The sequence below is a fragment of the Bradyrhizobium sp. 154 genome, assembly GCF_023073875.1.
Classification (GTDB): domain Bacteria; phylum Pseudomonadota; class Alphaproteobacteria; order Rhizobiales; family Xanthobacteraceae; genus Bradyrhizobium.
Map to the genome: position 1 here is coordinate 59971 of NZ_JADPKG010000102.1, position 26485 is coordinate 86455.

The 26485-nt window shown below is 63.8% G+C and carries 29 protein-coding genes; 24 read left to right on the top strand and 5 right to left on the bottom strand.

Annotated features, from left to right (window positions below):
- Window positions 1-29: 29 nt before the first annotated feature.
- From IVA92_RS25335 to IVA92_RS25370, 8 genes are all read left to right on the top strand, one after another.
- A complete protein-coding gene (locus tag IVA92_RS25335; protein WP_247276972.1) occupies window positions 30-1487 on the top strand; it encodes a 6-hydroxynicotinate reductase in 1458 nt (485 codons plus the stop codon).
- Window positions 1484-2380, top strand: a complete 897-nt coding sequence (locus IVA92_RS25340; protein ID WP_247276845.1) for a UPF0280 family protein — start codon at window positions 1484-1486, stop codon at window positions 2378-2380. The genes IVA92_RS25335 and IVA92_RS25340 overlap by 4 nt, the downstream gene beginning before the upstream one ends.
- 27 nt (window positions 2381-2407) lie before the next feature.
- Entirely contained in the window at window positions 2408-2992 is a 585-nt protein-coding gene (locus IVA92_RS25345; RefSeq protein ID WP_247276846.1) for an amino acid synthesis family protein, read from the top strand.
- Between the two features lie 78 nt (window positions 2993-3070).
- Complete coding sequence (locus IVA92_RS25350) at window positions 3071-4273, top strand: ABC transporter substrate-binding protein (RefSeq protein ID WP_247276847.1); 1203 nt, start codon at window positions 3071-3073, stop codon at window positions 4271-4273.
- A 68-nt stretch (window positions 4274-4341) separates the two neighbouring features.
- Window positions 4342-6231 carry an ABC transporter permease gene (locus IVA92_RS25355; protein WP_247276848.1) on the top strand — a complete coding sequence of 630 codons (1890 nt, stop codon included), beginning with the start codon at window positions 4342-4344 and terminating at the stop codon, window positions 6229-6231.
- On the top strand, window positions 6228-7019 hold the full coding sequence (locus tag IVA92_RS25360; RefSeq protein ID WP_247276849.1) for an ABC transporter ATP-binding protein: 792 nt from the start codon (window positions 6228-6230) through the stop codon (window positions 7017-7019). The genes IVA92_RS25355 and IVA92_RS25360 overlap by 4 nt, the downstream gene beginning before the upstream one ends.
- Window positions 7016-7720, top strand: coding sequence for an ABC transporter ATP-binding protein (locus tag IVA92_RS25365; RefSeq protein WP_247276850.1), 705 nt, complete (start codon window positions 7016-7018; stop codon window positions 7718-7720). Before IVA92_RS25360 ends, IVA92_RS25365 begins: the two co-directional genes overlap by 4 nt.
- A 13-nt stretch (window positions 7721-7733) precedes the next feature.
- Complete coding sequence (locus IVA92_RS25370; RefSeq protein ID WP_247276851.1) at window positions 7734-8189, top strand: MarR family transcriptional regulator; 456 nt, start codon at window positions 7734-7736, stop codon at window positions 8187-8189.
- Between the two features lie 113 nt (window positions 8190-8302).
- Here the strand turns inward: IVA92_RS25370 and IVA92_RS25375 are convergent, their stop codons facing one another.
- Complete coding sequence (locus IVA92_RS25375) at window positions 8303-9499, bottom strand: amidohydrolase family protein (protein ID WP_247276852.1); 1197 nt, start codon at window positions 9497-9499, stop codon at window positions 8303-8305.
- A gap of 157 nt (window positions 9500-9656) precedes the next feature.
- Here IVA92_RS25375 and IVA92_RS25380 point away from each other — a divergent pair, with 157 nt between their 5' ends.
- The 7 genes from IVA92_RS25380 (at window position 9657) to IVA92_RS25410 (ending at window position 13658) form a co-directional block, all read left to right on the top strand.
- Window positions 9657-10430, top strand: a complete 774-nt coding sequence (locus IVA92_RS25380) for a ferredoxin--NADP reductase (RefSeq protein WP_247276853.1) — start codon at window positions 9657-9659, stop codon at window positions 10428-10430.
- A 210-nt stretch (window positions 10431-10640) separates the two neighbouring features.
- Window positions 10641-10961, top strand: a complete 321-nt coding sequence (locus tag IVA92_RS25385; RefSeq protein ID WP_247276854.1) for a hypothetical protein — start codon at window positions 10641-10643, stop codon at window positions 10959-10961.
- Window positions 10962-11068: 107 nt separating this feature from the next.
- The gene (locus IVA92_RS25390) at window positions 11069-12304 is read left to right on the top strand and encodes a cytochrome P450 (protein WP_247276855.1); all 1236 of its coding nucleotides are present in this window, start codon (window positions 11069-11071) and stop codon (window positions 12302-12304) included.
- Window positions 12305-12475: 171 nt separating this feature from the next.
- Window positions 12476-12661, top strand: a complete 186-nt coding sequence (locus IVA92_RS25395) for a hypothetical protein (protein WP_247276973.1) — start codon at window positions 12476-12478, stop codon at window positions 12659-12661.
- A gap of 14 nt (window positions 12662-12675) precedes the next feature.
- The gene (locus IVA92_RS25400; RefSeq protein ID WP_247276856.1) at window positions 12676-12876 is read left to right on the top strand and encodes a hypothetical protein; all 201 of its coding nucleotides are present in this window, start codon (window positions 12676-12678) and stop codon (window positions 12874-12876) included.
- Between the two features lie 245 nt (window positions 12877-13121).
- On the top strand, window positions 13122-13385 hold the full coding sequence (locus tag IVA92_RS25405; RefSeq protein WP_247276857.1) for a hypothetical protein: 264 nt from the start codon (window positions 13122-13124) through the stop codon (window positions 13383-13385).
- Between the two features lie 33 nt (window positions 13386-13418).
- A complete protein-coding gene (locus IVA92_RS25410) occupies window positions 13419-13658 on the top strand; it encodes a hypothetical protein (RefSeq protein WP_247276858.1) in 240 nt (79 codons plus the stop codon).
- A gap of 37 nt (window positions 13659-13695) precedes the next feature.
- On the opposite strand, the gene IVA92_RS25415 is transcribed toward IVA92_RS25410, so the two are convergent.
- Window positions 13696-14940, bottom strand: a complete 1245-nt coding sequence (locus IVA92_RS25415; protein WP_247276859.1) for a DUF763 domain-containing protein — start codon at window positions 14938-14940, stop codon at window positions 13696-13698.
- A 126-nt stretch (window positions 14941-15066) separates the two neighbouring features.
- Between IVA92_RS25415 and IVA92_RS25420 the strand changes: the two genes are divergently transcribed.
- Window positions 15067-16209: a mechanosensitive ion channel family protein gene (locus IVA92_RS25420; RefSeq protein ID WP_247276860.1), complete on the top strand. Its 1143-nt coding sequence runs from the start codon at window positions 15067-15069 to the stop codon at window positions 16207-16209.
- Window positions 16210-16331: 122 nt separating this feature from the next.
- Here IVA92_RS25420 and IVA92_RS25425 read toward each other — a convergent pair whose 3' ends face one another.
- A complete protein-coding gene (locus IVA92_RS25425) occupies window positions 16332-17312 on the bottom strand; it encodes a tripartite tricarboxylate transporter substrate binding protein (RefSeq protein WP_247276861.1) in 981 nt (326 codons plus the stop codon).
- 116 nt (window positions 17313-17428) lie between these two features.
- On the opposite strand from IVA92_RS25425, the gene IVA92_RS25430 reads away from it, so the two are divergent.
- The 8 genes from IVA92_RS25430 (at window position 17429) to IVA92_RS25465 (ending at window position 24652) form a co-directional block, all read left to right on the top strand.
- A complete protein-coding gene (locus IVA92_RS25430) occupies window positions 17429-18139 on the top strand; it encodes a TetR family transcriptional regulator (protein WP_247276862.1) in 711 nt (236 codons plus the stop codon).
- 74 nt (window positions 18140-18213) lie between these two features.
- Window positions 18214-19173 (top strand): amidohydrolase family protein, encoded by a 960-nt coding sequence (locus tag IVA92_RS25435; protein ID WP_247276863.1) that lies wholly within the window; start codon window positions 18214-18216, stop codon window positions 19171-19173.
- 5 nt (window positions 19174-19178) lie between these two features.
- On the top strand, window positions 19179-20057 hold the full coding sequence (locus tag IVA92_RS25440) for an amidohydrolase family protein (protein ID WP_247276864.1): 879 nt from the start codon (window positions 19179-19181) through the stop codon (window positions 20055-20057).
- The gene (gene dctA / locus IVA92_RS25445) at window positions 20054-21355 is read left to right on the top strand and encodes a C4-dicarboxylate transporter DctA (RefSeq protein ID WP_247276865.1); all 1302 of its coding nucleotides are present in this window, start codon (window positions 20054-20056) and stop codon (window positions 21353-21355) included. Before IVA92_RS25440 ends, dctA begins: the two co-directional genes overlap by 4 nt.
- A gap of 66 nt (window positions 21356-21421) precedes the next feature.
- Window positions 21422-22135 carry a PIG-L deacetylase family protein gene (locus IVA92_RS25450; protein WP_247276866.1) on the top strand — a complete coding sequence of 238 codons (714 nt, stop codon included), beginning with the start codon at window positions 21422-21424 and terminating at the stop codon, window positions 22133-22135.
- A complete protein-coding gene (locus tag IVA92_RS25455; protein WP_247276867.1) occupies window positions 22132-22815 on the top strand; it encodes a 4-carboxy-4-hydroxy-2-oxoadipate aldolase/oxaloacetate decarboxylase in 684 nt (227 codons plus the stop codon). The genes IVA92_RS25450 and IVA92_RS25455 overlap by 4 nt, the downstream gene beginning before the upstream one ends.
- Window positions 22816-22835: 20 nt before the next feature.
- A complete protein-coding gene (locus IVA92_RS25460; protein WP_247276868.1) occupies window positions 22836-23705 on the top strand; it encodes a hypothetical protein in 870 nt (289 codons plus the stop codon).
- Window positions 23702-24652: a DUF1932 domain-containing protein gene (locus tag IVA92_RS25465; protein WP_247276974.1), complete on the top strand. Its 951-nt coding sequence runs from the start codon at window positions 23702-23704 to the stop codon at window positions 24650-24652. The genes IVA92_RS25460 and IVA92_RS25465 overlap by 4 nt, the downstream gene beginning before the upstream one ends.
- Here the strand turns inward: IVA92_RS25465 and IVA92_RS25470 are convergent.
- Together IVA92_RS25470 and IVA92_RS25475 are read right to left on the bottom strand one after the other, a co-directional pair.
- Window positions 24625-24945, bottom strand: a complete 321-nt coding sequence (locus IVA92_RS25470) for a hypothetical protein (protein WP_247276869.1) — start codon at window positions 24943-24945, stop codon at window positions 24625-24627. The two genes, IVA92_RS25465 and IVA92_RS25470, sit on opposite strands and share 28 nt — an antisense overlap.
- Window positions 24946-25172: 227 nt before the next feature.
- Window positions 25173-26414: an amidohydrolase family protein gene (locus IVA92_RS25475; protein WP_247276870.1), complete on the bottom strand. Its 1242-nt coding sequence runs from the start codon at window positions 26412-26414 to the stop codon at window positions 25173-25175.
- Window positions 26415-26485 lie beyond the last annotated feature (71 nt).

Here is a 26485-nt window from a genome sequence, read left to right on the forward strand (position 1 = left end):
TGATAACCGCGGTGTCTGCTGGCTCTGACATGGTGATGGAAACGACGAGCGCTGCCATCGACAAGATACGCTGCGATGCCTGTCCGGTGATGTGTTATATCAAGCCGGGTGCGGCGGGAGCTTGCGACCGCTACGCTAACCACGACGGCAAGCTCGTTCGCGTCGATCCGCACGTGATCCTGGAGCGCACCGTCTCGCATGGCGGCAAGCTGGTGCCGTTCAGCCGGACCGAAGACTGGGACGGCAAGATCGTCCACGAGCCTTCAACCTTTGTGACGGCGATCGGCGCGGGCACGACCTATCCCGACTACAAGCCGGCGCCATTCATCGTCTCCGCGGAGGTCGACGGCGTCGACATGGTGACTGTGGTCACCGAGGGCATCTTCTCCTATTGCGGCGTCAAGGTGAAGATCGACACCGATCGCTATCTCGGGCCGGAGACCGCGACCGTTCGCGCGCAAGGCGAGGCGGTGGGCCACGTCACCACCAGCGAATACGGCTCGCAGATGCTCTCGCTCGGCGGCGTGCATCATCTCACTGGCGGCTCCAAGAAAGAGGGGCGCGTCACCTGCGACACGCTGATGGATCTCGCCAATTGCAAGGCGGTCGAGCTCACCATCGACGGCGGCGCGACCGTGGTGGTGCAGGCCGGCCAGCCGCCGATCGTCAACGGCGTGAAGGAAGAGCGCATGCGGGTCGGCTGCGGCTCGGCGACGATCGGCATGTTCGCCAAGCAGTGGCATGGCAAGGTCGACGAGGTCGTCGTGGTCGATGACCACATCACTGGCGTGCTGTCGGAACATCAGGCCGGCAAGCTGCTCGACATCGCCGATACCGGCATCAAGATGAAGGGCCGGCGTTCGACGCCCGGCCGCTATTTCCAGGTCGCCGAGCCCGGCACGGGCTGGGGGGGCACCAACATCTCGGATCCGCTCTCGATTCTCGGGCCGTTTGATGCCAAGCAAGCCAAGCCCGGTCTGACCATGCTGATGGTCTCCACCACCGGCGAGCATTCGTCCTATTATGTCCTCGACGAGGCTTTGAAGCCGGTCGAGACCGAGATGCCTGATGACCTGAAGTTTTCGGTCGAGCGCATCCAGGAGAATTGCGAGCCGGCACTCTGCACGGTGCTGTTCATGGCGGGTGCCGGCGGCTCGTTGCGCGCCGGCGTCACCGACAATCCGGTGCGGCTGACGCGCTCGGTTAAGGACGCACTGACGCGCGTCACCAGCGGCGGCGCGCCGGTCTATGTCTGGCCCGGCGGAGGCATCACCTACATGGTCGACGTGACGCAGATGCCGGCGGGTGCGTTTGGCTACGTGCCGACGCCGGCGCTGGTCGCGCCAATCGAGTTCACCATGATGCTGTCGGACTATGCCGCGCTCGGCGGTCACATGGATCATGTGAAGCCGCTTTCCGAAGTGCAGAGCGGTGACGACGTCCGTCAATTGCCCTGGCAGAACCCGATCCCGGGACGTCGGGCATGACACGGCGCCCGCAAATCGCATTCCTGTCTGACGGCCGGCGGCTGCATTTGCAGGATGGACCGATTGATTTGATCGTGGAGGCGAGGGGGCCTGCGGACGAGGTGCGCGCGGCCTATGAGGCTGCAGCGTGGCGGTTCACCGGATTGTTGGATGAGCTCTGCGCGGAACTGCCGGAGCTGCGGACGGCCGCTGAGGAGCGGACTTCGCTGAAGGGCGTGGTCGCGCGGCGGATGCATGCCGCTGTGTCGCCCTACGCGGCTGATTGCTTCGTCACGCCGATGGCCGCCGTTGCTGGCAGTGTGGCGGAGGAGATCCTTGGCGCAATGCTCGGAGCCGCGACACTCAATCAAGCCTACGTCAACAATGGCGGCGACCTCGCGCTTCATCTTGGCGAAGGCGAGCATTTCTCTGTCGGTCTGATGGATCGCCCTGATGGCTCCGGCGTGATGCGGACCATGAGGGTCGATTCGGCCGACCCTGTACGCGGAATCGCGACCAGCGGACGCCACGGTCGTAGTTTTTCGCTCGGCATCGCCGACGCGGTGACGGTGTTGGCTGCAACGGCATCGCAGGCCGATGCGGCGGCCACGATCATCGCCAACGCGGTGGATCTGCCGAGACATCCGGCCATCATCCGCAAGCCCGCCAACGAGCTTCAGCCTGACAGCGATCTCGGGGCCCGTCTTGTCACCCGCGAGGTCGGCAAGTTGTCGCACAATGAGATCGCGGCCGCGCTCGAATCTGGCGCGGAATGTGCACGGCATTTATTCGATCGCGAATTGATCGAGGGTGCCGTATTGCAGCTTTGTGGTGATATGCTTGTCATCGGACCAAAAGATATCGAACGGCAACGATCGCGCCCGCCTATGCTGGAGACTGCGGTTCATGCCTGAACAGGGAAGTTACTTGAGGAAACAATCATGAACGCGATCATCCGCAAGATCGTCACCGTCCTCGAAGAGACCCAGATGGAGATGGGACGTCAGGTGTCGCCGCCGACGCGGCGCGCCGCGGCGATCGCCGTGATCGAGAATCCCTTTGCGGGGAAATATGTCGAAGACCTTTCGCCGCTCGTCGCGATTGGCGAGGAGCTGGGCGAGCTGCTATCGAAGCGCGCGGTGGCGGCGCTCGGGATCGATGGCGCAAAGGTGCAGAGCTATGGCAAGGCCGCCGCCGTCGGCGAGAACGGCGAGCTGGAGCACGCCGCCGCCATTCTTCATCCGAAGATGGGTGCGCCGGTGCGAAAAGTGCTGGGCAAGGGCGCGGCGCTGATCCCGTCGTCGAAAAAACGCAGCGGCCCGGGCACGACGCTCGATATCCCTCTGGGGCACAAGGACGCGGCTTTCGTACGCAGCCATTTCGACGGCATGGAGGTACAGATCAACGATGCACCGCGGGCCAATGAAATCATGGTCGCGGTTGCCGTCACCGACAGCGGCCGTCCACTGCCGCGCGTCGGCGGGCTGACGGTTGCGGAGATCAAGGGCGAAGACGGTTTGAGATAGCGCGTCCGGAGAACCGGGCACGGGTTCTCCGATCAGATCGTTTGCGAAAGGCAGAGAAGTTCAAAACTGGAGGTTGGGATGCGAGCAAGAAACGTTTTTGTCGGCGCGGCCTTCGCGCTTCTGGCCGGCGGCATGGCCCATTCGGCCCTGGCGCAGGACATCAAGATCGGCGAGATCAACAGCTATTCGCTGTTGCCGGCCTTCACCGAGCCTTATCGCAAGGGATGGCAGCTCGCCACCGAGGAGATCAACGCGGCCGGTGGCATCAACGGCAAGAAGCTCGTCGTCATCTCCAAGGACGATGGCGGCAAGCCGGCGGATGCGCAGACCGCTGCGAATGAGCTCGTCTCGAGCGAGGGCGTTGCGATGCTCGCGGGCACGTTCCTGTCGAACATCGGCCTCGCCGTCAGCGACTTCGCCAACCAGAAGAAGGTGTTCTTCCTCGCGGCCGAGCCGCTGACCGACGCGATCACCTGGTCGAAGGGCAACAAATACACCTTCCGCCTGCGTCCCTCCAACTACATGCAGGCGGCGATGCTGGTGGAGGCAGCCAGCAAGCTGCCGGCGAAACGCTGGGCGACGATCGCGCCGAACTACGAATACGGCCAATCGGCCGTCGCGGTGTTCAAGAAGCTGATGTCGGAAAAGCGCCCGGACATCCAGTGGGTCGACGAACAGTGGCCGCCGCAGGGCAAGATCGACGCAGGTCCGGTGGTGCAGGCGGTTGCCGCCGCCAATCCGGAAGCCATCCTCAACGTCACCTTCGGCGCCGACCTCGTCAAGCTCGTGCGCGAAGGCAACACCCGCGGCCTGTTCAAGGGGCGGGAGGTCGTCTCCTTCCTGACCGGCGAACCGGAATATCTCGATCCGCTCAAGGAGGAGACGCCGGAGGGTTGGATCGTCACCGGCTATCCCTGGTACTCGATCAAGACGCCAGAGCACGACGCGTTCCTGAAGGCCTACCAGGCCAAGTACAACGACTATCCGCGCCTCGGCTCGATCGTCGGTTATCAGACCATCAAGTCGGCAGCGGCAATCCTGGCGAAGGCCGGCTCGACCGATCCGGAGAAGCTGATCGCCGCGGCCGAAGGCCTGTCGATGCCATCGCCTTTCGGCGAGATCACCTTCCGCAAGATCGACCATCAATCGACGCTCGGTGCCTATGTCGGCAAGACCGCGCTGAAGGATGGCAAGGGTGTGATGGTGGATTCGTCCTACAAGAAGGGCGCGGACTATCTGCCCACCGATGCCGAGGTCGAGAAGCTGCGGCCGAAGGATTGATTATCTTTCCCCTCCCTCTCCCCGCTCTTCGTGGGGAGAGGTGACCTCAACCTCTACCCGGACCGCCGATGGCCTTTTACGTCGCACAGTTTCTGACCGGTCTCGCCAGCGCAGCGTCGCTATTCTTGGTGGCCTCGGGCCTGTCGATTATCTTCGGCGTGACGCGGATCGTGAATTTCGCGCATGGCGCCTTCTACATGATCGGCGCCTACATCGCCTTCACGCTCACCGAGCGACTGTCGGGTGCGTTCGGCTTCTGGGGCGGGATCGTGCTGGCGGCGCTGGCGGTGGCGATGATCGGCATCATCGTCGAGATGGTGCTGCTCCGGCGCATTTATCATGCGCCCGAATTGTTCCAGCTGCTCGCGACGTTTGGCCTGACCCTGATGGTCGAAGATCTCGTGGTGCTGATCTGGGGACCCGACGACCTCGTCGGCCGCCGCGCGCCCGGCTTCAAGGGCGCGATCGATTTTTTCGGCCAGAACATTCCGAGCTATGACCTATTCCTGATCGTGCTCGGACCCGTCGTGCTCGGCATTCTCTGGCTGCTGTTTCAGCGCACGCGCTGGGGCGTGCTGGTGCGCGCCGCAACGCAGGACCGCGACATGGTCGCCGCGCTCGGCGTCAATCAGAAATGGCTGTTCACCTCCGTGTTCGCAGTCGGCGTCTTCCTCGCCGCTCTCGGCGGCGCGCTTCAGATCCCGCGCGATGCCGTGCATCACGCCATGGATCTCCGGATCATCGTCGAGGTCTTCGTCGTGGTCGTGATCGGCGGCCTTGGCAGTATCGTCGGCGCGTTCGTTGCGGCGGTGCTGGTGTCCGAACTCAACGCCTTCGGCATCCTGATCTTTCCAAAGATCTCCATCATTCTGGTCTTCCTGGTGATGGCAGTGGTGCTGATCGTGCGGCCCTGGGGCCTGTTCGGCAGGCCCGAGGCGGCTGCGCGCAAGACGCCGGGCCTCACCGTCAATCCCTGGCGGCCATTGACGCCGAATGAACGGCTGGCTGCACTTGCCGCGCTCGTCATCGCAGCGACGCTGCCGCTGTTCGCCGGCAATTACGCGCTGACGGTCGGCTCGGAGATCGCGATCTTCGTCATCTTTGCCGTCAGCCTGCATTTCTTGATGTCGGTCGGCGGGCTCGCATCGTTCGGCCATGCCGCCTATTTCGGGCTTGGCGCCTATGGCATTGCCTTCCTCGCCAAGATGGCGGGGCTGCCGATGATCGTGTGTCTGTTGCTCGGCCCGCTGCTCGGCTGCCTGGGCGCGGCCGTGTTCGGCTTCTTCGCGGTGCAGCTCTCCGGCGTCTACTTCGCGATGCTGACGCTCGCCTTCGCGCAGATCGTGTGGTCGATCGCATTTCAGTGGGTGGACGTGACAGGCGGTGACAACGGCATTCTGGGCCTGTGGCCGTCGAGCTGGGCCGCGAGCCCACCGCATTTCTACTGGCTCGCGCTCGGCGTCGCGGCGCTCGTCACGATCGCGCTTCGAGCCATGGTGTTCTCGCCGTTCGGCTATGCGCTCCGAGCAACGCGTGACTCGACGCTGCGCAGCGAAGCGATCGGCATCGACGCGAAGCGCATCCGGTGGACGGCCTTTGTCATCGCAGGAACCACCGCTGGGATCGGCGGCGCCCTGTTCGCCTACCTCAAGGGCAGCGTCTTCCCCGACAATCTCGGCATTTCGCTGTCGGTCGATGCGCTGGTCATGGTGCTGCTCGGCGGCGTCGAAACGGTGTCGGGCGCGGTGATCGGCGCCATCGTCTACAAGGCTTTGAACATCTGGCTGATCAGCCAGACCGACTTGTCGAAGCTTGTGCTCGGCGGCTTCATCATGCTGATCGTCGTCGTCTTCCCCAAGGGAATCGTTGGCATGCTCGAGATGCTGGCGCAGCGCCGTAAGAAAGCATCGCCGCCGGCATCTCCCTTGCTTGCTAAGCCGATCGAGTCCGCCGAATGAGCGTCGCACCCCCACTTCTCGCGGTCGAAGGCCTGACCAAATCCTATGGCGGCATTCATGCCGTGCGCGGCGTGTCGTTCTCGTTGCGTGCAGGCGAGATTCTGGCGCTGATCGGCCCGAACGGGGCCGGCAAGAGCACCTGCTTCGACATGCTCAACGGCCAGAACAAGCCGGACTCCGGGCATGTCCGCCTATTAGGTGAAGAGATCACCGGCAGGAAACCGCGCGAAGTTTGGCGGCTCGGCGTCGGGCGCACGTTCCAGATCACCGCGACCTTCGCCACCATGAGCGTGCGCGAGAACGTGCAGGTCGCGTTGATATCGCACGGAAAGCAGCTGTTCAATCTGTTCGGCTCGGCGCCGAAGTTCGACCGCGGCGAAGCCGGTCGGCTGCTCGAGCTGGTCGGCATGGGCGGCTACGCTGATCGCCCCTGCGGCGAGCTCGCCTATGGCGACCTCAAGCGTCTCGAGCTTGCGGTGGCGCTCGCCAACCAGCCAAAGCTGCTCTTGATGGACGAGCCGACCGCGGGCATGGCGCCGCGCGAGCGCGTCGACCTGATGCGGCTGACCGCGCAGATCGCGCGGGAGAAATCGATCGGCGTGCTCTTCACCGAGCACGACATGGACGTCGTGTTCGAACATGCCGACCGCATCATCGTGCTCAACCGCGGCGCGCTGATCGCCGAGGGCTCGCCGGCCGAAGTGCGCGGCAATCCGCAGGTGCAGGCGGTCTATCTCGGCGAAGGCCTCGTCTATGATGCCCGCCATCGCGAGGGAGCCTCGGCATGAAGCTGAAGGTCGAAGGGCTTAACAGCCATTATGGCCCGGCGCATATCCTGTTCGACATCGGCTTCGAGGTCGGTGAGGGCGAGGTCGTCGCACTGCTCGGGCGCAACGGCGCGGGTAAGTCGACGACGTTCCGCTCCATCGTCGGCCTCGTCGCGCAGCGAACCGGCCGCATCATGTTCGAGGGCAAGGATGTCTCGGTGCGTCCGACGCACGAGATCGTCCGCGAGGGCCTGGGCTATGTGCCGGAGGAGCGGCGCATCTTCACAGACCTGACCGTTGAGGAAAATCTCGAGGTCGGCCGCCAGCCCAAGCGTCCGAACGCGCCGCACTGGACGCGCGAAAAACTGTTCGCGCTGTTTCCAAACTTGGGTGAGATGAAGAATCGCTCCGGCGGACGCATGAGCGGCGGCGAGCAGCAGATGCTCACCATTGCGCGCACGCTGATGGGCAATCCGTCGCTGGTGCTGCTGGACGAGCCTTCGGAGGGCCTGTCGCCGAAGATCGTGGAGCAGATGGTCGATGCCATCCTGACCATGAAGAAAGAGGGCGTCAGCATCGTCGTCTCCGAGCAGAATCTGCATTTCGCGCGGCTGATTTCCGATCGCGCCTACATCATCGAGCGCGGCCGCATTTGCTTCGGCGGCACCATGGCCGAACTCGACGCGCGTCCGGATATCCGCGACGCGCATCTGTCGTTGTGAGGGTGGGGAACGGATGGCGAGAAGCGTTACGGCGAAGAAAAGCGTCAAACCGGCAAAACCGCCTTACGTGCTCGACGAGCAGGTCGGCTTCATCCTGCGCCAGGTCTGGCAACGCCACAGCTCAATCTTCTCGCGCGATATCGGCACCAATTTGACGCCGACGCAATGGGCAGCGCTGTCGAAGCTCGCTGAGACCGGGCCGTGCTCGCAGAACCAGCTCGGACGTCTCACGGCGATGGACGTCGCGACCATCAAGGGCGTGATCGACCGCCTGACGGCGCGCGGCTTGACCGAGACGAGCCAGGATCCGGAAGACGGACGCCGCTTGCTGGTCAGCCTGACGCGCGCGGGTCAGCAGCTTGCGGAGAGGCTAGCGCCGAACGCGCTCGCGATCACCCGCGAGACGCTCGCGCCGCTGGATGCAAAAGAGCGCGAAACGCTGATGGCGCTGCTGAACAAGCTGCGGTGATCGTTTCCGTCATTCCGGGGCACGCGCATTGCGCGTGAACTCGGAAACCCGACGCTGTTGTGCGAGAGTCCGGGTTTGCGCTCACGCGCGCCCCGGAATGACGGCCACTGCCGTCACTTCGTCACCAGCTCCGGCACCTTGCCCGCCGGCGGGGTATTGCGGCTGCGCTGGGTGCGCACGATGCCGTCGATGATGGTCATGCCGATGCCGGGGAGGTCGCCGAGCTGCACGCTCTCCAGAATGGTCTTGCCCGGCGAGTGCTGCGCCTTGTCCATGATGACGAAGTCGGCGGAGCGGCCGACCTCGATCAGGCCGCAATCGAGCTCGCGCATGCGCGCGGTGTTGCCGGTGGCAAGACAGAAGGCGATCTCGGCCGGCAGCTCGCCGAGCGAGGACAGCATCGACACCATGCGCAAAATGCCGAGCGGCTGCACGCCGGAGCCGGCCGGCGCGTCGGTGCCGAGGATGACGCGGTGCAGATCGCCCATCTCGCGCGCGGTGCGCAGCGTGAACAAAGCCGAGCGCTCGTTGCCGTTGTGCACGAGCTCGAGGCCGCGCTTGCAGCCCTCACAGATGCAGCGGATCTGGTCGTCGGGGAGCGCCGTGTGGCCGCCATTGATGTGGCCGACCACGTCGGTGTCGGCTTCCAGCACCACGTCCTTGTCGATCAGGCCGGAGCCGGGGATCGAGGGGCCGCCGGTGTGGATGGTGCTCTGGATGCCGTATTTGCGCGCCCAGCCGACCATCTTGCGTGCCGTCGGGCCGTCCTTGACGCCACCGAGACCGACTTCGCCGAGCAGCTTGACGCCATTGGCGGCCATCTCCTTGAAATCCTCTTCGACCATCTCGCATTCGATCACCGGCGCGCCGGCGTGAACCTTCACGCCGCCGGGGCGCAAGGTCCAGAACGCGCGCTGGGCGAACACCGCCATCGCCTTGAGGCCGACGACGTCGCGGGGGCGGCCGGGCGTGTGCACTTCGCCGGCCGAGATCATGGTGGTGACGCCGCCATGGAGGTAGCTGTCGATCCAGTTGATCTGGTTCTGCCGCGGCGTCCAGTCGCCCGCAACAGGGTGGACGTGGCTGTCGATCAGGCCCGGCGCGACCGTGGTGCCGTGGGCGTCGACGATCGTGGTCGCGCCTTCCGTGTCGACGTCCTTGAATCGGCCGATGGCGGTGATCTTGCCGTTCTCGGCAACGATGGTGTCGCCGTCCAGGATCGGCTTTTCCAGGGCGCCGGACAGGATCAAGCCGATATTCCGGATCACGAGCTTCGAGGGTCCGGTGGCCTGGGGTGTGTCATGCGCCATGGAAGGGGCTCCTTATTCCTAGCTGCAATGCTTTCGATCTTGGGCAGCCTTGACCGCGGGATCAAGCCAGATTATTCATTAGTATACGAATGATTGTGTACAAACGACGCATAGCTGCCCGCCTCGGAACTGCGTTGGAAGCGACAGGGAAGGTGTGATGAGCAATTACAATCAGGAAAGTGTTTTGAGCGTCCACCACTGGACGGACACGCTGTTCTCCTTCAAGACCACCCGCAGCCCGACCTTCCGTTTCCGCAACGGCGAATTCACCATGATCGGCCTCAAGGTCGGCGAGAAGCCCTTGCTACGGGCCTACAGCGTCGCCAGCGCCAATTACGAGGACACGCTGGAGTTCTTCTCGATCAAGGTGTCGGATGGTCCGCTGACCTCGCGGCTTCAGCATTTGAAGGCAGGCGACGAGATCATCATCAGCCGCAAGGCCACCGGCACGCTGGTGATCGACAACCTGGAAGAGGGCCGCAACCTCTACCTCATCGGCACCGGCACGGGTCTCGCGCCGTTCCTGAGCGTGATCAAGGATCCTGAAACCTACGAGCGCTTCGAGAAAGTGGTGCTGCTGCACGGCTGCCGGCATGTCAACGAGCTCGCCTATGGCGAGATGATCACCGAGACGCTGCCGAAGGACGAACTGATCGGCGAATACATCCGCAATCAACTGATCTACTATCCGACCGTCACGCGCGATCCGTTCCGCAATCGCGGCCGCATCACCGACCTCATCACCTCGGGCAAGCTGTTCAGCGACATCGGTCTCCCGGCGCTGGAAGCTGCCCACGACCGCGTCATGATCTGCGGCAGTCCGGCCCTGGTCGCGGACACGCGCGTGCTGCTGGGTGAACGCGGCCTCATGGAGGGCAATCACGGCGAGCCGGCCCAGTTCGTGGTCGAAAAGGCCTTTGCCGAGCGTTAAAGCCCATTTCCGTTCCGATGCGCATCGGAACGGGGCTCCAGATTCTTATTTTGACGCGTTTTCTTTACGAGGACCGGTATCGACCTCCCTCGAAAACGTTCTAGGCCCGTAATTCCTGCCCAATAAGGTCGCATTTTCGCCGCCGGGCGCCCGTTGCGGCGTCGATTCGGCGCACGATACTATGTGGGAGCGAATCAGCGGAGTTCCCACATGGTTGCGGACAGCGACAGCAACATCGCCTGGCACCGGGTCCAGTTGAAGAAGAACCGCGCCGAGTTGAAGGCGCTGGAGACCGCGCGCTTCACGATGGGCGAGATCGCCTCGTCGAAGCGGAACGGTCAATCCGAGAAGACCATCGCGGAACTCAAGCGCAAGATCGCGCAGTCCGAGCGCGTGATCGCCGATCGCGATAAGCGCACGCGCCGACCGCTCGCGACCGACCTGCAAAGCCTCAGCAATGGCAGCTGGAGCCATTGGGACGCCTACACGCAGCAGCGCAAGACCGGGCAGCGATCTCCGGGACGGGGGTAGGCGTGTCTCTCGACACCTGCGACTGAAGCGGAGGGCGCGCTCCACCCTTGCACGGCCCGCGCCGTGCACCATCTCGGTGAGACGCCAGCAATCACTCCGGTGAACCCATGACAGCGCGCCTCGATTTCACCAGCGAGGCCTTCTTTCGCGATCCGCCCAAGGCGATTGCGACGCTGCGCATGTCTGGCCCCGTGGTCGCGACGCGATTTCCTCTCATCGGCGACGTCTGGATTACCACAACCCATGACGCCACCGCGCAGGTCCTGAAGGACGGCGCGACGTTCACGTTCCGAAGGGAGGATGGCGACGTCGCTGGTCTGCGCTGGTGGATGCCGAGATACGTCAAGACCATCGCCAACAACATGCTGACGATGGACGAGCCGGATCACACGAGGCTCCGCGGCATCGTGGACGAGGCCTTTCGTCGGCGCGCCATCGTCGCGATGGAGCCGCGCATCCGTACTATTGCCGACGGTCTCGCCGACGAGCTCTTTGCGAACGGAAGCCCGGCCGATCTGGTTCAGCGCTACGCGCGTATCCTGCCGCTTGCGGTGATCTCCGAACTCCTGGGCCTGCCTCCGGCCGACCGTCCGAGATTCATCGCCTGGGCCAACACGATGTCCTCGCTGACCAATGTGGTCAGCTTTTTCCGGCTGCTGTTCGCGTTCCGCAAGATGCGTGCCTACCTCGAGCGGCAGTTGCAGATTGCACGTGTGCAAGGCGGCGAAGGCCTGATCGCAGAGCTGGTTCAGGTCGAGCGCGAGGGCGGCCAGATCACGCCGGACGAAATGGTTTCGATGGTCTTTCTGCTGCTTGCGGCCGGATCGGAGACCACCACGCATCTCATCAGCGGCTCGGCGTACGAACTGCTCCGGAATCCCGGGTTGCGCCATTGGCTCGAAGAGGACTGGAGTCGCGTCGGGCTTGCCGTCGAAGAGTTCCTGCGCTTCGTCTCGCCAGTGCAATTCTCAAAGCCGCGCTATGTGCGGCGGGATCTCGACGTCGAAGGCGTGCGCCTGAAGAAGGGCGATCGCGTCATGGCGATGCTCGCCGCGGCGAACATGGATCCTACGGTGCACGATCGTCCGGAACGCCTCGATCTCGCGCGCAGGCCGAACCGGCACATCTCGTTCGGGACGGGGATCCATTTCTGCCTCGGCCACCAGCTCGCGCGCATTGAGGCGGCGTGCGCGCTCGAAGCGCTGTTCGTACGATGGCCAAAGCTTGGCTTGGCCGTCGATCCGGCAGAGGTCCGCTGGCGCAGGCGGCCGGGTTTGCGTGCGATTGCGAAACTTCCCGTCTCAACTGAGGGCCGCGGAACAGAGGCGCGCGCGGAGCTATGATTGATCGTTCCCTCACCGCGGCGGGCTCAGTCGGCGATCTTTCGGAAAATCTTTGCCGAACGTGATCAGTCAGGAACGGTGTGCCGCTGGTCCTGTTGTCATCAGGACCTCGAACGCGGCGACGAGTTCCTTGGCCGCATCGCAGGTCACCGTCTTAACGGAGACAAGATCATGGCCAGCAAGATGCCACCTGTTCCACCGGATAATCAGAGCCCGAAGGGAACTGGCGACGCCAAGCAAGTGTCGGCGGATCGGACCCCGCACGGCCAACGGCGCGTGGAAAATCCGGACCAGCAGGGACAGCAGGGCAACATCAAGCAGAACACGACCAATCAAGGCTATCAGCAAGATCGGTGAGGAGGACGACGTTCATGTCGACATCCATCAAGACACCAAACAGCATTCGTCAGGGCGGACCTGGCGCTTCGCACGAGAATGCGAAGGCCCCGCTGGAAGTGAAGAAACCGCCGGCGGACGATTTGCAGCGCAGTCACAGCCGGATCTCCGGCGGAGGCGGCGAGCGCGATTCCCATCACAGACACGATGAAGCCGGAAAGGGCGGAGGCAGGTAGCTCATGAGCAGCAAGCAACCCAAGTTGTACATGCCTAGCGAGAAGGACATGCGCGAAAATCCCCTGATCGGAGGATCAAAGGGAGCGACAATGGCGGGTGCGTCACCCGACGATCTCGAAGATGCTCTCGGTGAGAACACAATCGAGGGCGATCGCGAGAATGATGTGGGCGTCGGCGGCGGCATCGACAAGGACGTCGCACATGGCGGCGCGCACCGAAGGCGCCGGTAGTCCGGAGAACAGCAATGCAAGGCAAAAAGACCCACGAGCAGCAGGTTCGCATTCTCGAGCGCAAGCCCGATGTTCCCGACGCGCGGGAGCTCGATCAGGCTATCGGCCATAATGCCGAGGACGCTGCTGTTCATCGCGCGCGCTCGGAAGCCAGGCACAGCGAATACGCAGTAAGTCGCGGCGGCCTCAATCAGGAGAGCGATCACAACAAGCACAATGATTCCGGCCAGAGCGGCCACAAGCCGCCGAAGCCAATGCCGGCGCAACAAAAGCACTAAGTCTTCGGAAGATCACTGCAAGAGGAGAAACCGATGCCAGCAGGGCACGGCAGCAAGACGCACTTCAGATCGGGAATGCATGGCAAGGGCGATGGCACTGGCGCCATGGCCGAAATCCCGAAGGACAAGATCGGCGACAACATGGTGCTGTCAAACCGCGACAAGGCACAGCATTCGGACATCCGCGGCATGGATGGCAAGTTCATCCAGACCGAGCAGTATCAGGACCATGCAGCCAACCGGCTCGACGATGAGCCGGAGACCGAGACCTGAGAAGTGGCGTTCCTCCCGACCAACTCGCGGACCGGTTTCAGCCGGTCCGCTTTTTGGTCGGTGTCAGATCGCGCTCCCAGCCGAACACGGATCGGCCGTCGAGGTCGGGCGAGGCAGCACGCTCGCCGGCGATGTAGGCCTCGACCGAGGGGCCCTGTGCGGTCCGCTCCAACCGCCGCGCCTGGTCGTCGAGGCGCTTGATCGCCTGCATTTCTTCCTCGCGTCCCAGCTTGGCGTTCTGAATCGCGCCCTTCAGCACTTGGATAGTTTCGTCATAGACCTTGATTGGAACGGGATAGGGATGCCGGTCCTTGCCGCCATGGGCGAGCGAAAAGCGCGCGGGATCGTTGAAACGATAGGGTGCGCCGTGCACGACCTCGGCGACCATCGCAAGTGAGTGCACGGTGCGCGCACCGACGCCGGGCGTCAGCAACAGCTCCGGGAAATCGACCGGGCCGCGCTCGGCCGCCGCGGCCAGCGTGCCGTGCAGGCGTCGTGCGAACACGTCCTTGGGGCGAACGTCGTGATGCGCGGGCATGATCAGATGCGGCAGTATGGCCTGCGCCGGCTCGAGGCCGGTGAGTCGTTCGAACTCGGAGACAATGCGATCCGGGCCAAGACCTCTCAACAGCTCGAGCTGCGCGGTGCGCGAGATATCGGCGCGATGGTCGGTGAGGTTGACGATCTCGCCTTGCTTGGGACCGTCGATCGCAGTGTGGGGCGTATCGACAAAACTCTTCAGCGCCTCGGAATGCCAGTGGTAGCGGCGGGCCTGCCGCTTGTCGCCGTTCATGCCCTGCTGCACCACCGTCCATTTGCCCTCTGCGGTGACGAAGAACCCATGGAGATAGAGGTCGAAGCCGTCTTGCACAGCCGCGCTGTCGACCTTCGCCACCAGGCGGCTGGCACGCGTCAGCATTGCGCCGTCCAAGCCGACACGCTCGCCAAGCTGCAACAGCTCGTCCGGCGTCTTGCGTGAATGCTGGCCGCGGCCGCCACAGACATAGATGCCGAGCTCGTCCTGGAGCGGTCCGAGTCCACGCTTCAGGGCGCCGATCACGGAGGTCGTGATGCCGGAGGAGTGCCAGTCCATCCCCATCACGGCGCCAAACGACTGGAACCAGAACGGATGCGACAGCCGCTGCATGAACGCGTCGCGTCCGTAATGATGCACGATCGCCTGAGTGACGATTGCGCCCAACGAAGCCATGCGGCTTGCCAGCCACGGCGGAACACGTCCGGTGTGCAAGGGAAGATCGGCGCTGCCGCTACGTCGGGTCATGGGCGCCCTAAATTAGCTCAGTTCGGCAGCGGTTGCACCAGCGGAATGCTGCGTTGCACGAGATAGGGGAGCGAAGCTGGGCGGCAGGCGTTGAGCGCTGACGCGTACGTAAGGACAGGGACAGCAATGAATTGGCAGACCCTTATGGCCGACATCGACAGGATGTTCGGCTGGATACCGTCATGGTTCATCGGCCTCGGCTTGGTCGCCGGCGCGATGATGCTCGCTCTGTCGTTCTATCGGTTCGCTGTTTGGCTGCTCAATCGCGCTTTCGGAACCCGGCTTCCGCTCCTGAGTGTGTTCATCGAGCGCACGTCCGGCCCGGCCCAGCTGGCGCTGTGTCTGGCTGCCGTGGCACTGGTCCTGCCACTTGCGCCGCTCGACGATACGATCCGCACGCCGCTGATGCGCCTGTTCGTCGTCGCCGTCATCGCCTTGATCGGCTGGATATCGATCCGGATCGTCGACATGAGTGCGGCGCGATACTTGCAGAACTTTCGCGACGTCACCGAGAATTTCATCGCGCGCAAGCAAGTCACGCAAGTCCGCGTGTTCAAGCGTGTCACCGACACCATCATCGTTATCATCACAGTCTCCACCGCGCTGATGACGTTCGACTCGGTGAGGCAATATGGCGTCAGCCTTTTCGCCTCCGCCGGTGCCGCCGGTATCATCGTCGGTCTTGCCGCGCGGCCGCTGCTGAGCAATCTGATCGCGGGCTTGCAGATCGCCATCACCCAGCCGATCCGCATCGAGGATGCCGTGATCATCGAGAACGAGTGGGGATGGGTCGAGGACATCGCCTCGACCTATGTCGTGATCCGGCTGTGGGATTGGCGCCGTATGGTGGTGCCGCTGTCCTATTTCATCGAAAAGCCGTTCCAGAACTGGACGCGCGACACCGCCTCGCTGATCGGAGTGGTCGGGCTCCATGTCGATTACCGTACCGATGTGGCGCGCATCAGGCGCTGGCTGGAGGAGGCGGTGAAGCAGTCCAAGCTCTGGGACGGCGCCGTGGTCAATCTCCAGGTGATCGACGCAGATTCGCGCACCATCGAGCTTCGCGCGCTGGTCAGCGCGCGCAATGCGCCGCAATCCTGGGACCTGCGCTGCGAGGTCAGAGAGAAGCTCGTGGCCTTCATCCGCGACGAGATGCCGGAGGCACTGCCGCGCGAGCGTGCGATCCTGATCCCCTCGGGTGACGATGATGCCGATTTGCCGCGGCGCCCCGCGCCGCCGGAGAAAATGCGGGCGAGGGCCCATAACTGAACGGCGCGTCCCTTCTTGCTGGGCGGAGGCTGGCCACTCGCGCGTCTTCGCCGTCGGGGCGCGCGGGCGTGCTGAGCAGGGCGCTGCCCGAGGCGCCTAGTGCGATTCTCGTGCGAACAGCCTCACTGGGCGCGGATGTTGGCGGCCTTCAGCAACGGCTCCCACTTCGTCGCCTCGGCATGCATATAGGCGTCAAAGTCCTTGGCGGAGGAGCCGACCGGGGTGGCGCCGATCTTGCCGAGCGTCGACAGGACGCTCGGATCCTGCAGCGCCGCCTTCAGGTCGGTTTCGAGCTTGGCGACGATCTCCGGCGGCATCTTCGCCGGACCGAGCAGGCCCCACCAGACCGAGACGTCGTAGCCGGGCACGCCGGCTTCCGTGACGGTCGGAACATCCGGCAGCGCCTTGGAGCGCTCGGCCGAGGTCACCGCGAGTGCGCGCACCGGCCCGCCTTCGAGCTGGCCGATCGCTTCCGCGAGCGGATTGATGCTGAGCGGAATCTCGCCGGCGATCACCGCCGTCAGCGCCGGTGCGCCGCCCTTGTAAGGGATCGCCACGATCTTGCTGCCCGACATGTATTTGAGCAGTTCGCCGGCCAGATGCGCCGAGGTGCCGTTGCCGGACATGCCATAGGAGAGCTTGTCCGGCTCCTTCTTCGCCGCAGTGAAGAGATCGCCAAGCGTCTTGTAGGGGCTGTCCTTGGCGACGACGATCGCGAGCGGCGAGGAAGCGATCTCGGTGATCGCGGTAAAATCCTTGAACGTGTCGTAGGGCACGCTCGGATAGATGAACTGATTGAGAGGATGACCGCTCGCGACCAGGATCAACGTGTATCCGTCCGGCGCGGCCTGCGTCAGCGCCTGCGAGGCAACGATGCCGCCTGCGCCCGGGCGGTTGTCGATCACGGGCTGCTGGCCCCAGGTCTTGGCCAGCGCCTGGCCCAGCGTGCGCGCGAGCACGTCCACCGCACCGCCCGCGGCGTAGGGGACCAGAATGTGGACCGGCTTGCTCGGATAAATGTCGGCGGACTGCGCGGCGCCGCCCGCCAGCAGCAGACCGGCACACAGCATCAAACCGCCGATCTTTTTGTTCAAACCCAGCATTTCCCAGCACTCCTTGAGGGCATTCGGCCGCCTGCCGGCGGTCTCCAGGCCATTGCGGACACCGCCCGTTGTTTTTGTTGACGAGACTTGATCTTTTGTACGATAGTACAAATCGTATGGTACGCAAGTCCACCAGCAAGGAAACGGCCCGCAAGCCGAACATGCGCGAGGCGATCCTCGCCGCGGCCGAGGAGCTGTTTGCCACGAACGGCTTCAATGCTGTGTCGGTGCGCGACATCGCGCAGGCTGCCGGGGCCAATCCCGGCAGCGTGACCTATCATTTCAAGACCAAGGACGGCCTACTGCTGGAGATCTACCGGCGCCATTGCGGGCCGATGAATTTGCGCCGATCCGAACTGCTCGCGGCCGCCAAGCGCGTGCGCGATCTCCAGGATCGGCTGGAGGCGATCGTGCGCGCTTATGTGGTGCCGGCCTTCACCTCGGGCAGCGATCTCGCCGGCGGCGGCGCGCGCTTCACGCGGCTGCGTGCCGTGATGTCGGCGGAAGGCAACGAGGTCGCTCGAAAAATCATCGCGCAGACCTTTGACGACACCAGCCACGCCTTCATCGACGCGATTCACGAGAGTCTGCCACACATTCCGCGCACCGACATCGTCTGGCGCAGCCATTTCCTGCTGGGTGCACTCTATTATTCACTGGTGACGCCGGAGCGCGTGTCGCGCCTGTCGCGCGGTGAGGCCGACGGCGGCGATGCAGCCAATGCCATCGAGCAACTGGTGCAGGCCACCGTTGCCTCGTTCCAGGCGCCCGCGCTGGATCAAGCCGCGCCGGTGCGGCGGCGGCCGGTCGTCAGCAGCAAGACTTGAAAGAAGCCGCACGAGGGGAGGCGCGGCCTTACGCTTCCACTCGCAAGTGGACCATGTGACGGGGTGTTGAGGACATGAATAGGCGGGAGTGCTTGCATCTCTTGACTGGCCTGGCCGGCGCGGCGCTTGCGAATGAAGCACGCGCGCAAGGCGCCGAGCCGAAGGCGATCCCCACGATCGCGCCGCCGCATGCAAATCCCAAGACGCCGTCGTTCAAGCTGCCAGCGAAATCCTGCGATAGCCACACCCACGTTTTTGGGCCGGCGTCGCGTTACCCCTTCGCGGAAAAGCGCCCCTACAACACGGCCGATGCGCCGCTGGAGGCATTCCGCAGCGTGCACGAGAAGATCGGGGTCGAACGCAGCGTCATCGTCAATGCCACCGTTCACGGCACCGACAATCGCGTCGTGACCGACGCCATCGCCCAGAGCGAGGGCGCGTACAAGGGCATCGCCAATGTCAACGACGAGATGACCGAGAAGGAGCTGGCGGCGCTCGACAAGGCAGGCATCTGCGGCTGCCGCTTCGCTTTTCTCAAGCGCCTCGGCGGCGTCGGCGACATGGGAAAATTCCAGCGCATCGTGCACCGGGTCGCCGAGCTCGGCTGGCACGTCGACCTCTATTTCGAGCCGGGCACGATTGCCGAATTCGCGCTCATCCTTTCCGCGCTGCCGACGCCTTACGTGATCGATCACATGGGAACGGTCCAGGCCGCGAAAGGTCTCGGCGACCCCAGCTTCACCGCGCTGCTCGATCTCCAGAAGAAGGACGATAAATGCTGGGTGAAGATCACCGGTCTTGAACGTGCGTCAGCGGCCGGCAAACCGTTCCATGATGCAGTGCCGTTCGCCAAGGCGCTGATCGACAACGCACCCGATCGCGTGCTGTGGGGCACTGATTGGCCGCATCCCAACGTCAAGATCATGCCGAACGACGGTGAGATCGTCGACCTCATCCCGCTCTACGCGCCCGACGCAAAGGTCCAGCAGAAGCTGGTGGTCGACAATCCCGCGCGCCTGTTCAAGTTCAGCTGAAGATCATGATGTACACGCCGACCATTCCGCCGCCAGACCCAAACACGCGCAGGCCGATATTCAAGCTGCCAAGGCTGGCTTGCGATGCCCATTGCCATATCTTCGGACCCGGCGCGAAATATCCGTACGCGCCGGACCGCTCCTACACGCCGCCCGATGCGCCGCTGGAAAAATTCCGCACGCTCCATGCCAAGCTCGGCATCCAGCGCGCCGTCATTGTCAATGCCAGCGTGCACGGCACCGACAACACGGTAGCGCTGGACGCTCTCGCGCAGAGCAACGGTGCCTATCGCGCGGTCGCAAACATCGACGACACCATCACCGAGCGCGGGCTTCGGGTGCTGCACGAGGGCGGCTTCCGCGGCTGCCGCTTCAACTTCGTCCGCCATCTCGGCGGCGTCCCCGATAAGAGCGTGTTCGACCGCGTCATCGCCATGGTCGCGCCGCTCGGCTGGCATATCGATCTGCATTTTGACGCGATCGACTTGCCCGAATATGCCGACATGCTGGCAAGACTGCCGCTCAGCTACACCATCGACCACATGGGACGGGTGAAGACCTCCGATGGGCTCGACCAGCTTCCGTTCAGAATTTTGGTCGAACTGATGCAGCGCGACGAAAAATGCTGGGTCAAGATCTGCGGCTCGGAGCGGGTGTCCTCGGCCGGTCCGCCGTTCACGGACGCGGTGCCATTCGCGCGCAAGATCGTCGAGACCGCGCCCGATCGCGTCATTTGGGGCACCGACTGGCCTCATCCGAACGTCAAGGTGATGCCAAACGACGGTGACCTTGTCGACCTGATCCCGCTGTTCGCGCCGGAGCTGGAGTTCCAGCAGAAGATCCTGGTCGATAATCCCGCGCGCCTGTTTGGGTTCGACCAATGACGGCGCTCGCGATCGAAAAGCCGCGCGGCCGCGCCTGGTGGAAGGAGCTCTGGATCCAGGTGCTCATCGCCATGGCGGCCGGCATCGCGCTTGGGATCGCCAGTCCCGAGGCGGGCGCCAAGATGCAGCCGCTCGGGGATGCCTTCATCAAGGCGATCCGGATGCTGATCGCGCCGATCATCTTTTGCACCGTCGTGCACGGTATCGCGCACATGGCCGACATGGCGCGCGTCGGGCGCATTGCGGTGAAGGCGATCGTCTATTTTGAAGTCATGACCACGATCGCGCTGATCATCGGTCTCGTCGCGATGAACCTGCTCAAGCCCGGCGTCGGCATGAACATCGATCCCGCCAGCATCAATGCCGGCGGGATCGAGCCCTATGTCAGGCAGACCGGTGCGATCGGCTTCGTGCCGTTCCTGATGAACATCGTGCCCGTGACGTTCGTCGGCGCCTTTGCCGAGGGCAACATTCTCCAGGTGCTGTTCATCTCCGTACTGTGCGGCTTTGCTCTGGTGCAGCTCGGCGAGCGTGCCGCGCCGCTGGTGCATCTGATCGACATCGCCGCCAAGATGGTGTTCGCCGTCGTTGGCTTGGTAATGTGGGCGGCGCCGATCGGCGCGTTCGGCGCTATCGCCTTTACGGTCGGCAAGTTCGGCGTTGGCTCGCTGGCCTCGCTCGGCAAGCTACTGGGGGGCTTCTATCTCACCTGCGTGGTCTTCATCATCGTGGCGCTCGGCCCCGTGGCGCGGCTCTGCGGCTTCTCGCTGGTCAAACTGATCCGCTATATCTGGGAAGAGCTGCTGATCTGCATCGCCACGACATCTTCGGAAACGGTGTTGCCGCGGATGCTGACCAAGCTGGAAAAGGCCGGTTGCGAGAAGAGCGTCGTCGGACTTGTGATCCCGACCGGCTATTCCTTCAATCTCGACGGCACCTGCCTCTATCTTGCCGCTGCTTCGGTGTTCCTGGCGCAGGCGACCAACACGCCGTTCGGCCTTGCCGAGCAGATCGAGCTGCTGCTGATCCTTCTCGTCACCTCCAAGGGCGCGGCGGGGATTGCGGGCGCCGCCTTCGTCGTGCTGGCGGCGACGCTGTCGGCCACCGGCACCATTCCGGTGACAAGCGCTGCGCTGGTGCTCGGCATTCATCGCCTGATGTCGCAGGGGCTAACGCCGACCAATCTGATCGGGAACGCGGTTGCGACGATCGCAATTGCCAAGTGGGAAGGCGCGCTCGACAGCGAGCGCCTCCGGCATGTGCTCGACGGTGAGGAGCAAGCGGCCGCCGCGGCTTGATGAACCGGCTTCCTGCCTGAGGCAGACGGCCTTTGATGCTTACGAACGAAAGAGGGAGCTTGTCCCATGAAAACCGGTCTCGTGATCACCGCCCATCCCGGCGATTTCGTCTGGCGCGCCGGCGGCGCCATCGCGCTGCATGCGAAGAAGGGCTATCGCATGAAGATCGTTTGCATGTCCTTCGGCGAGCGCGGCGAGAGCCAGTTCGCCTGGAAGGAGAAGGGGGCGACGCTGGAATCGGTCAAGGCCGGCCGCAAGGACGAGGCGGAGCGGGCGGCAAAGCTGTTAGGTGCCGAGATCGAGTTCTTCGACTGCGGCGATTATCCGCTGAAGCTCACTGAGGCGCATTTTGATCGCATGGTCGACATCTACCGCGAGCTCGATCCGAGCTTCGTGCTGACGCACGCGCTGGAGGACCCCTATAATTTCGACCACCCCAACGCTGCGCATTTCGCGCAGGAGACCCGCGTGGTCGCGCAGGCGATGGGCCACAAGCCCGGCGCGCAGTACAAATACTCGGCGCCGCCGGTGTTCCTGTTCGAGCCACACCAGCCGGAGCAGTGCAACTACAAGCCGGACCTGCTCCTCAAGATCGACGAGGTCTGGAAGGCGAAGTACGAGGCGTTCCAGATCCTGGCCGCGCAAAAGCATCTGTGGGGCTATTACGAACGCGTCGCGCTCAATCGAGGCATCCAGGGCAGCCGCAACACCGGCGTGCCCATGACCTATGGCGAGGCCTATCAGCGTCTGTTTCCGACCGTCGCGGAGGAACTCGCATGAAGCCGGTCGTCGTTCGCAACATCAAGCGTGCCGATCCCGCCGGCATGGCGGAATACGGCGTTTCGACCGTACATGAAGCCTATGGTCGCATCGGCCTGATGAAGCCATATTTGCGGCCGGTGTGGGCGGGCGCGGCGATTGCGGGTCCCGCGGTCACCGTGCTGGCGCAACCCGGCGACAATTGGATGATCCATGTTGCGGTTGAGCAATGCAGGAAGGGCGACATCCTGGTCGTCGGCTGCACCACCGACAATACCGACGGCATGTTCGGCGAATTGCTGGCGACCTCGCTTACGGCGCGCGGCGTGCAAGGATTGATCATCGATGCCGGCTGTCGCGATGTCAAAGCGCTGCACGAGATGAAGTTTCCGGTGTGGTCGCGCGCAGTCTCGGCCAAGGGAACGGTGAAGGCGACGCTCGGCTCGGTCAATGTCCCCGTGGTCTGCGCCGGCGTCAATGTCGATCCCGGTGACATCATCGTGGCTGACGACGATGGCGTCGTCGTGGTGCCGAAGCGGTACGCCCCCGAAGTCGCCGAGAAGGCGAAAAAGCGCAATGCCGATGAAGGCGGCAAGCGCAAGCGTCTCGCCTCGGGCGAGCTCGGCCTCGACATGTACAGCATGCGCGACGCTCTTGCCAAAGCCGGGCTCGTCTATGTCGACAATCCCGAGGACGTTTGAGGCAAGGCAGGAGCGGGCGGATGGATCGTCTCAAGCTGAAGGCCGTGCTCGGCAGTCATCCCCATGTCCAGGCGGTGAAGAGCGGCGCGCTCCGCTCCGACCTGTTCGATCTCGACTTCATCGAGTACAGCCCGACCAACACCGCGTTCAAGCCGATGGTGCGCGAGCAGGCCTTCGATGTCTGCGAGATGGCCATCGTGACCTATCTGATGGCGAAGGCGCACGGCAAGCCGCTGGTGCTGCTGCCGGCCACCATGCTCGGCCGCTTCCAGCATGCCTACGCGCTGTACAATCCCGCGCGAGGAGCGCTCGGCCCGTCCGACCTCGAGGGCAAGCGCGTGGGCATTCGGTCCTTCACGACGACGACCGGCGCCTGGATCAGGGGCATTCTCGCCAACGACTACGGCGTCAATCTCGATAAGATCCGCTGGGTGACGTTCGAGGATCCGCATGTCGCCGAATATATCGACATCACCGAGCGCGCCCCGAAAGACAAGAAGATTCTCCAGATGCTGGTCGACGGCGAGCTAGACGCGGTGCTTGGCGAGAGCTCGGTCGATCCCAAGCTGAAGCCGCTATTCCCCGATCCGGCCGCGGAAGCCGCCAAATGGTATGCCCGGCGCGGCGTCGTCCCGGTCAATCATCTCGTGGTCGTGACCGAGCAGCTCGCCAAATCGCGTCCCGACGTAGTCACAGGCATCTATGATCTGCTCAAGCGGAACAAGGAGCAGGTGGGACCTGCGGCCTCGCCGGACCTCATTCCGTTTGGCATCGAAGCGAACAGCAAACCGCTGGAACTGATCGTCGACTACGCGTTCCAGCAAGCGCTGATTCCGCGCCGCTATGCGGTCGAGGAGCTCTTTGACGAAACGACACGAGGGCTGAACTGATGGCGGATCCGAGGCGATGGCAGATCGGGCTGGTTGGCTATGGCGAGGTCGGCAGGATCTTGGCCGAGGATTTGCGCCAGCAGGACATCAAGGTATCTGCCTACGACATCAAGCTCGGAGGCGAGCAGGGCGCTTCGCTGGAGGAGCATGCCGCGAAATTCGGTGTGGTGTTCGCAGGCTCTCATGCCGACCTGACGGCGAAGTCCGATTTCATCATCTCCGCGGTCACGGCCAGCCAGGCTGTTCCGGTGGCAAAAGCCTGCGCGGGCGCGATCAACCAGGGCACCTGGTTCCTGGACTTCAATTCGGCTTCACCGGGCGCCAAGCAGCGCGCTGCTGCGCTGATCGATGGCGCTGCCGGTCGCTATGTGGAAGGCGCAGTGATGACTTCGGTGCCGCCGTATCGCATCAAGGTGCCGTTGCTGCTCGGCGGCGCTGGCGCGAGAGAGCTCGAGCCGCTGCTGAATGCGATCGGATTCGCGGCAAAGGTTGCCAGCGACAAGCTCGGCGTGTCCTCCGCGGTGAAGATGTGCCGCAGCATCATGATCAAGGGCCTGGAAGCCATGGTCATCGAAAGCTTCACCACGGCGCGCGCCTATGGCGTGGAAGATGCCGTGCTGGCATCGCTTACGGAAACTTTCCCCGCGATCGACTGGGAGAAGCAGGGCGCCTATTTCTTCCAGCGCGTGATCGAGCACGGCCGCCGCCGGGCCGAGGAGGTGCGGGAGGTCGCCGAAACCGTTCGCGAGGCGGGGCTGACGCCCTGGTCCGCGCAGGGCACGGCCGAGCGGCAGGCCTGGGTGGCTGATCTCGCCGATGAAGGATTGTTCGGCACCAAGGGCACCAGCGAGTTCGCCCGCAGCGCTGACTGGCGCACCGAGGCGGACCGGATCCTCGCGAAGATCAAGCGCGCAAATAATCAGCTCAAGATCGTTCCACGGAGCTGAAAGCTCACGACCTGGTCGCGGGCGCGTTCGATCAGGTCGATCAGATTCCTGGACTTGCGGGCGAGCTGCTCCGTGGCCGGTTGCGTGCGGAATTCGGCCAGCACCGCGCGAACGCATTTGTTGGCGGCGTCGAGCGTCCAGAGCGTCCGGTTGACATCATCCTGCGTCCGGATCCCCGAAATATCGAGATCCGACAGAACGTGGCCGATGCCGTCGAGCCGCTTCACCGCCGTGTCGGTGGGCGTTCCGGCCTGGTTGGAATGCTGGTCGATGCTGCTGAATGCGCTGAACATATCGATACTTTCCCGATCGCACGCAAATGATCGGTCCGAGGTCTAGTTATGATCAGCGCGACGGGCCTCGCAATGCGTGGAGTTACGGTCCGGGATTCTACCGAATTGAATCAGCGGTAACATTGAACGGAAGCAGTCAGTAGTCAGGCCCGTTTCCCGACAATCCTACCGCTGCAAGCGGCGGGCCGGCCTTGGCGTGGTCGGAGCGACCCTGCGGTGTCGCGACATCAGCTCTGGGGGCGGAACAGATTCGGCCGCTGCCGCTCAAATGTCTGTCGGCCAGCCTTGAAGCCCATCACCAAGTCAGGCAGCTCCGCGACGGCGAAGCGGCTGTCTTGCGTATCGAGCACGACGAGATCGGCGGGGTTGCCGACCTTGATGCCGTAATCGCCAAGGTTCATCAGCCGCGCCGGCAGCTCGGTCACGAGATCGAGGCAGGTGTCGAAATCGCTCACGGCGGCGTGGGCGACGTTGGCATAGAAGTTTGCCATCCGCAGCAGCGAAGCGTCGCCGAACGGCGTGAACGGATTGAGGACATTGTTGGTGGCAACCGAGCACACGAGCCCATTGTCGGCCAGCTTGTGGGCGAGCGTCAGACCGCGCGGCGCATTGTGGGTGGCCTCCCGTCCCATCAAATAGAGATCGGTGGCGGGCAGCACGGTCACCGCAACGCCTGATGCCGCCAGCTGCGCGGTGGCCGCCTTCATCCGCTCGGGCGGCAGTGCCGAGAGCTTTGTGGCGTGGCCGATCGCGACGCGTCCCCCATACTTGCGCCGTTCGGTCTGGCGGCAGACCTCGTCGAGATGCCACCAAGAGGGATCGAGATCGAAATCGAGATGGAGATCGACATCGGCGTCGAACGTCTCGGCGAGATCGAAGATGCGTTCGAGATGGGCGTTCGGGTCGGTATCCATATAGGGACAGCCGCCGATCACCTCGCCGCCGTCGCGCAGCGCCTGGATCAGCAACTCCTCAGCTCCGGGGTCGTTGGTCAGGCCTTCCTGCGGGAAGACGCAGAGCGACAGGTCGATCGCCCAGGCATAATCGCGCTTCAGCGCCTTGACCGCCTCGAAGCCGCGCAAGGCGATGCGCGGATCGATCTCGACATGAGTGCGCATGCGGGTCGTGCCGTGCACGATCGCGCGCTCGAGAACCCGGGCGCCGCGGGCATAGACGTCCTCGACGGTGAAATCGCGCTTCATCCCGGCCACGGCGCGGATAGCGTCCGAAACACTGCCGTGATCGTGCCCACAGCGGCCGAGCAGGCAGGCTTTGTCGAGATGGATGTGGGTATCGACGAACCCGGGCAAGGCAAGGCGGCCGCCGAGATCGACCTCGGGCGCGTCGCAGGCGAGCTTTGGCTCGATCGCGGCAATACGCCCGCCTTTCACGCCGATATCGACGGGTGCGGCGGATGATCGCAACTGCGCGTCACGAAAGATCAGGTCGAAGGCGGACTGGGTGATCATGGCTTCGTCGGATTTTGCTGTCAGAGCCTAGCGGAAGCTGCTGGGGCGGGCAGTACCGAATTGTGTGCAGT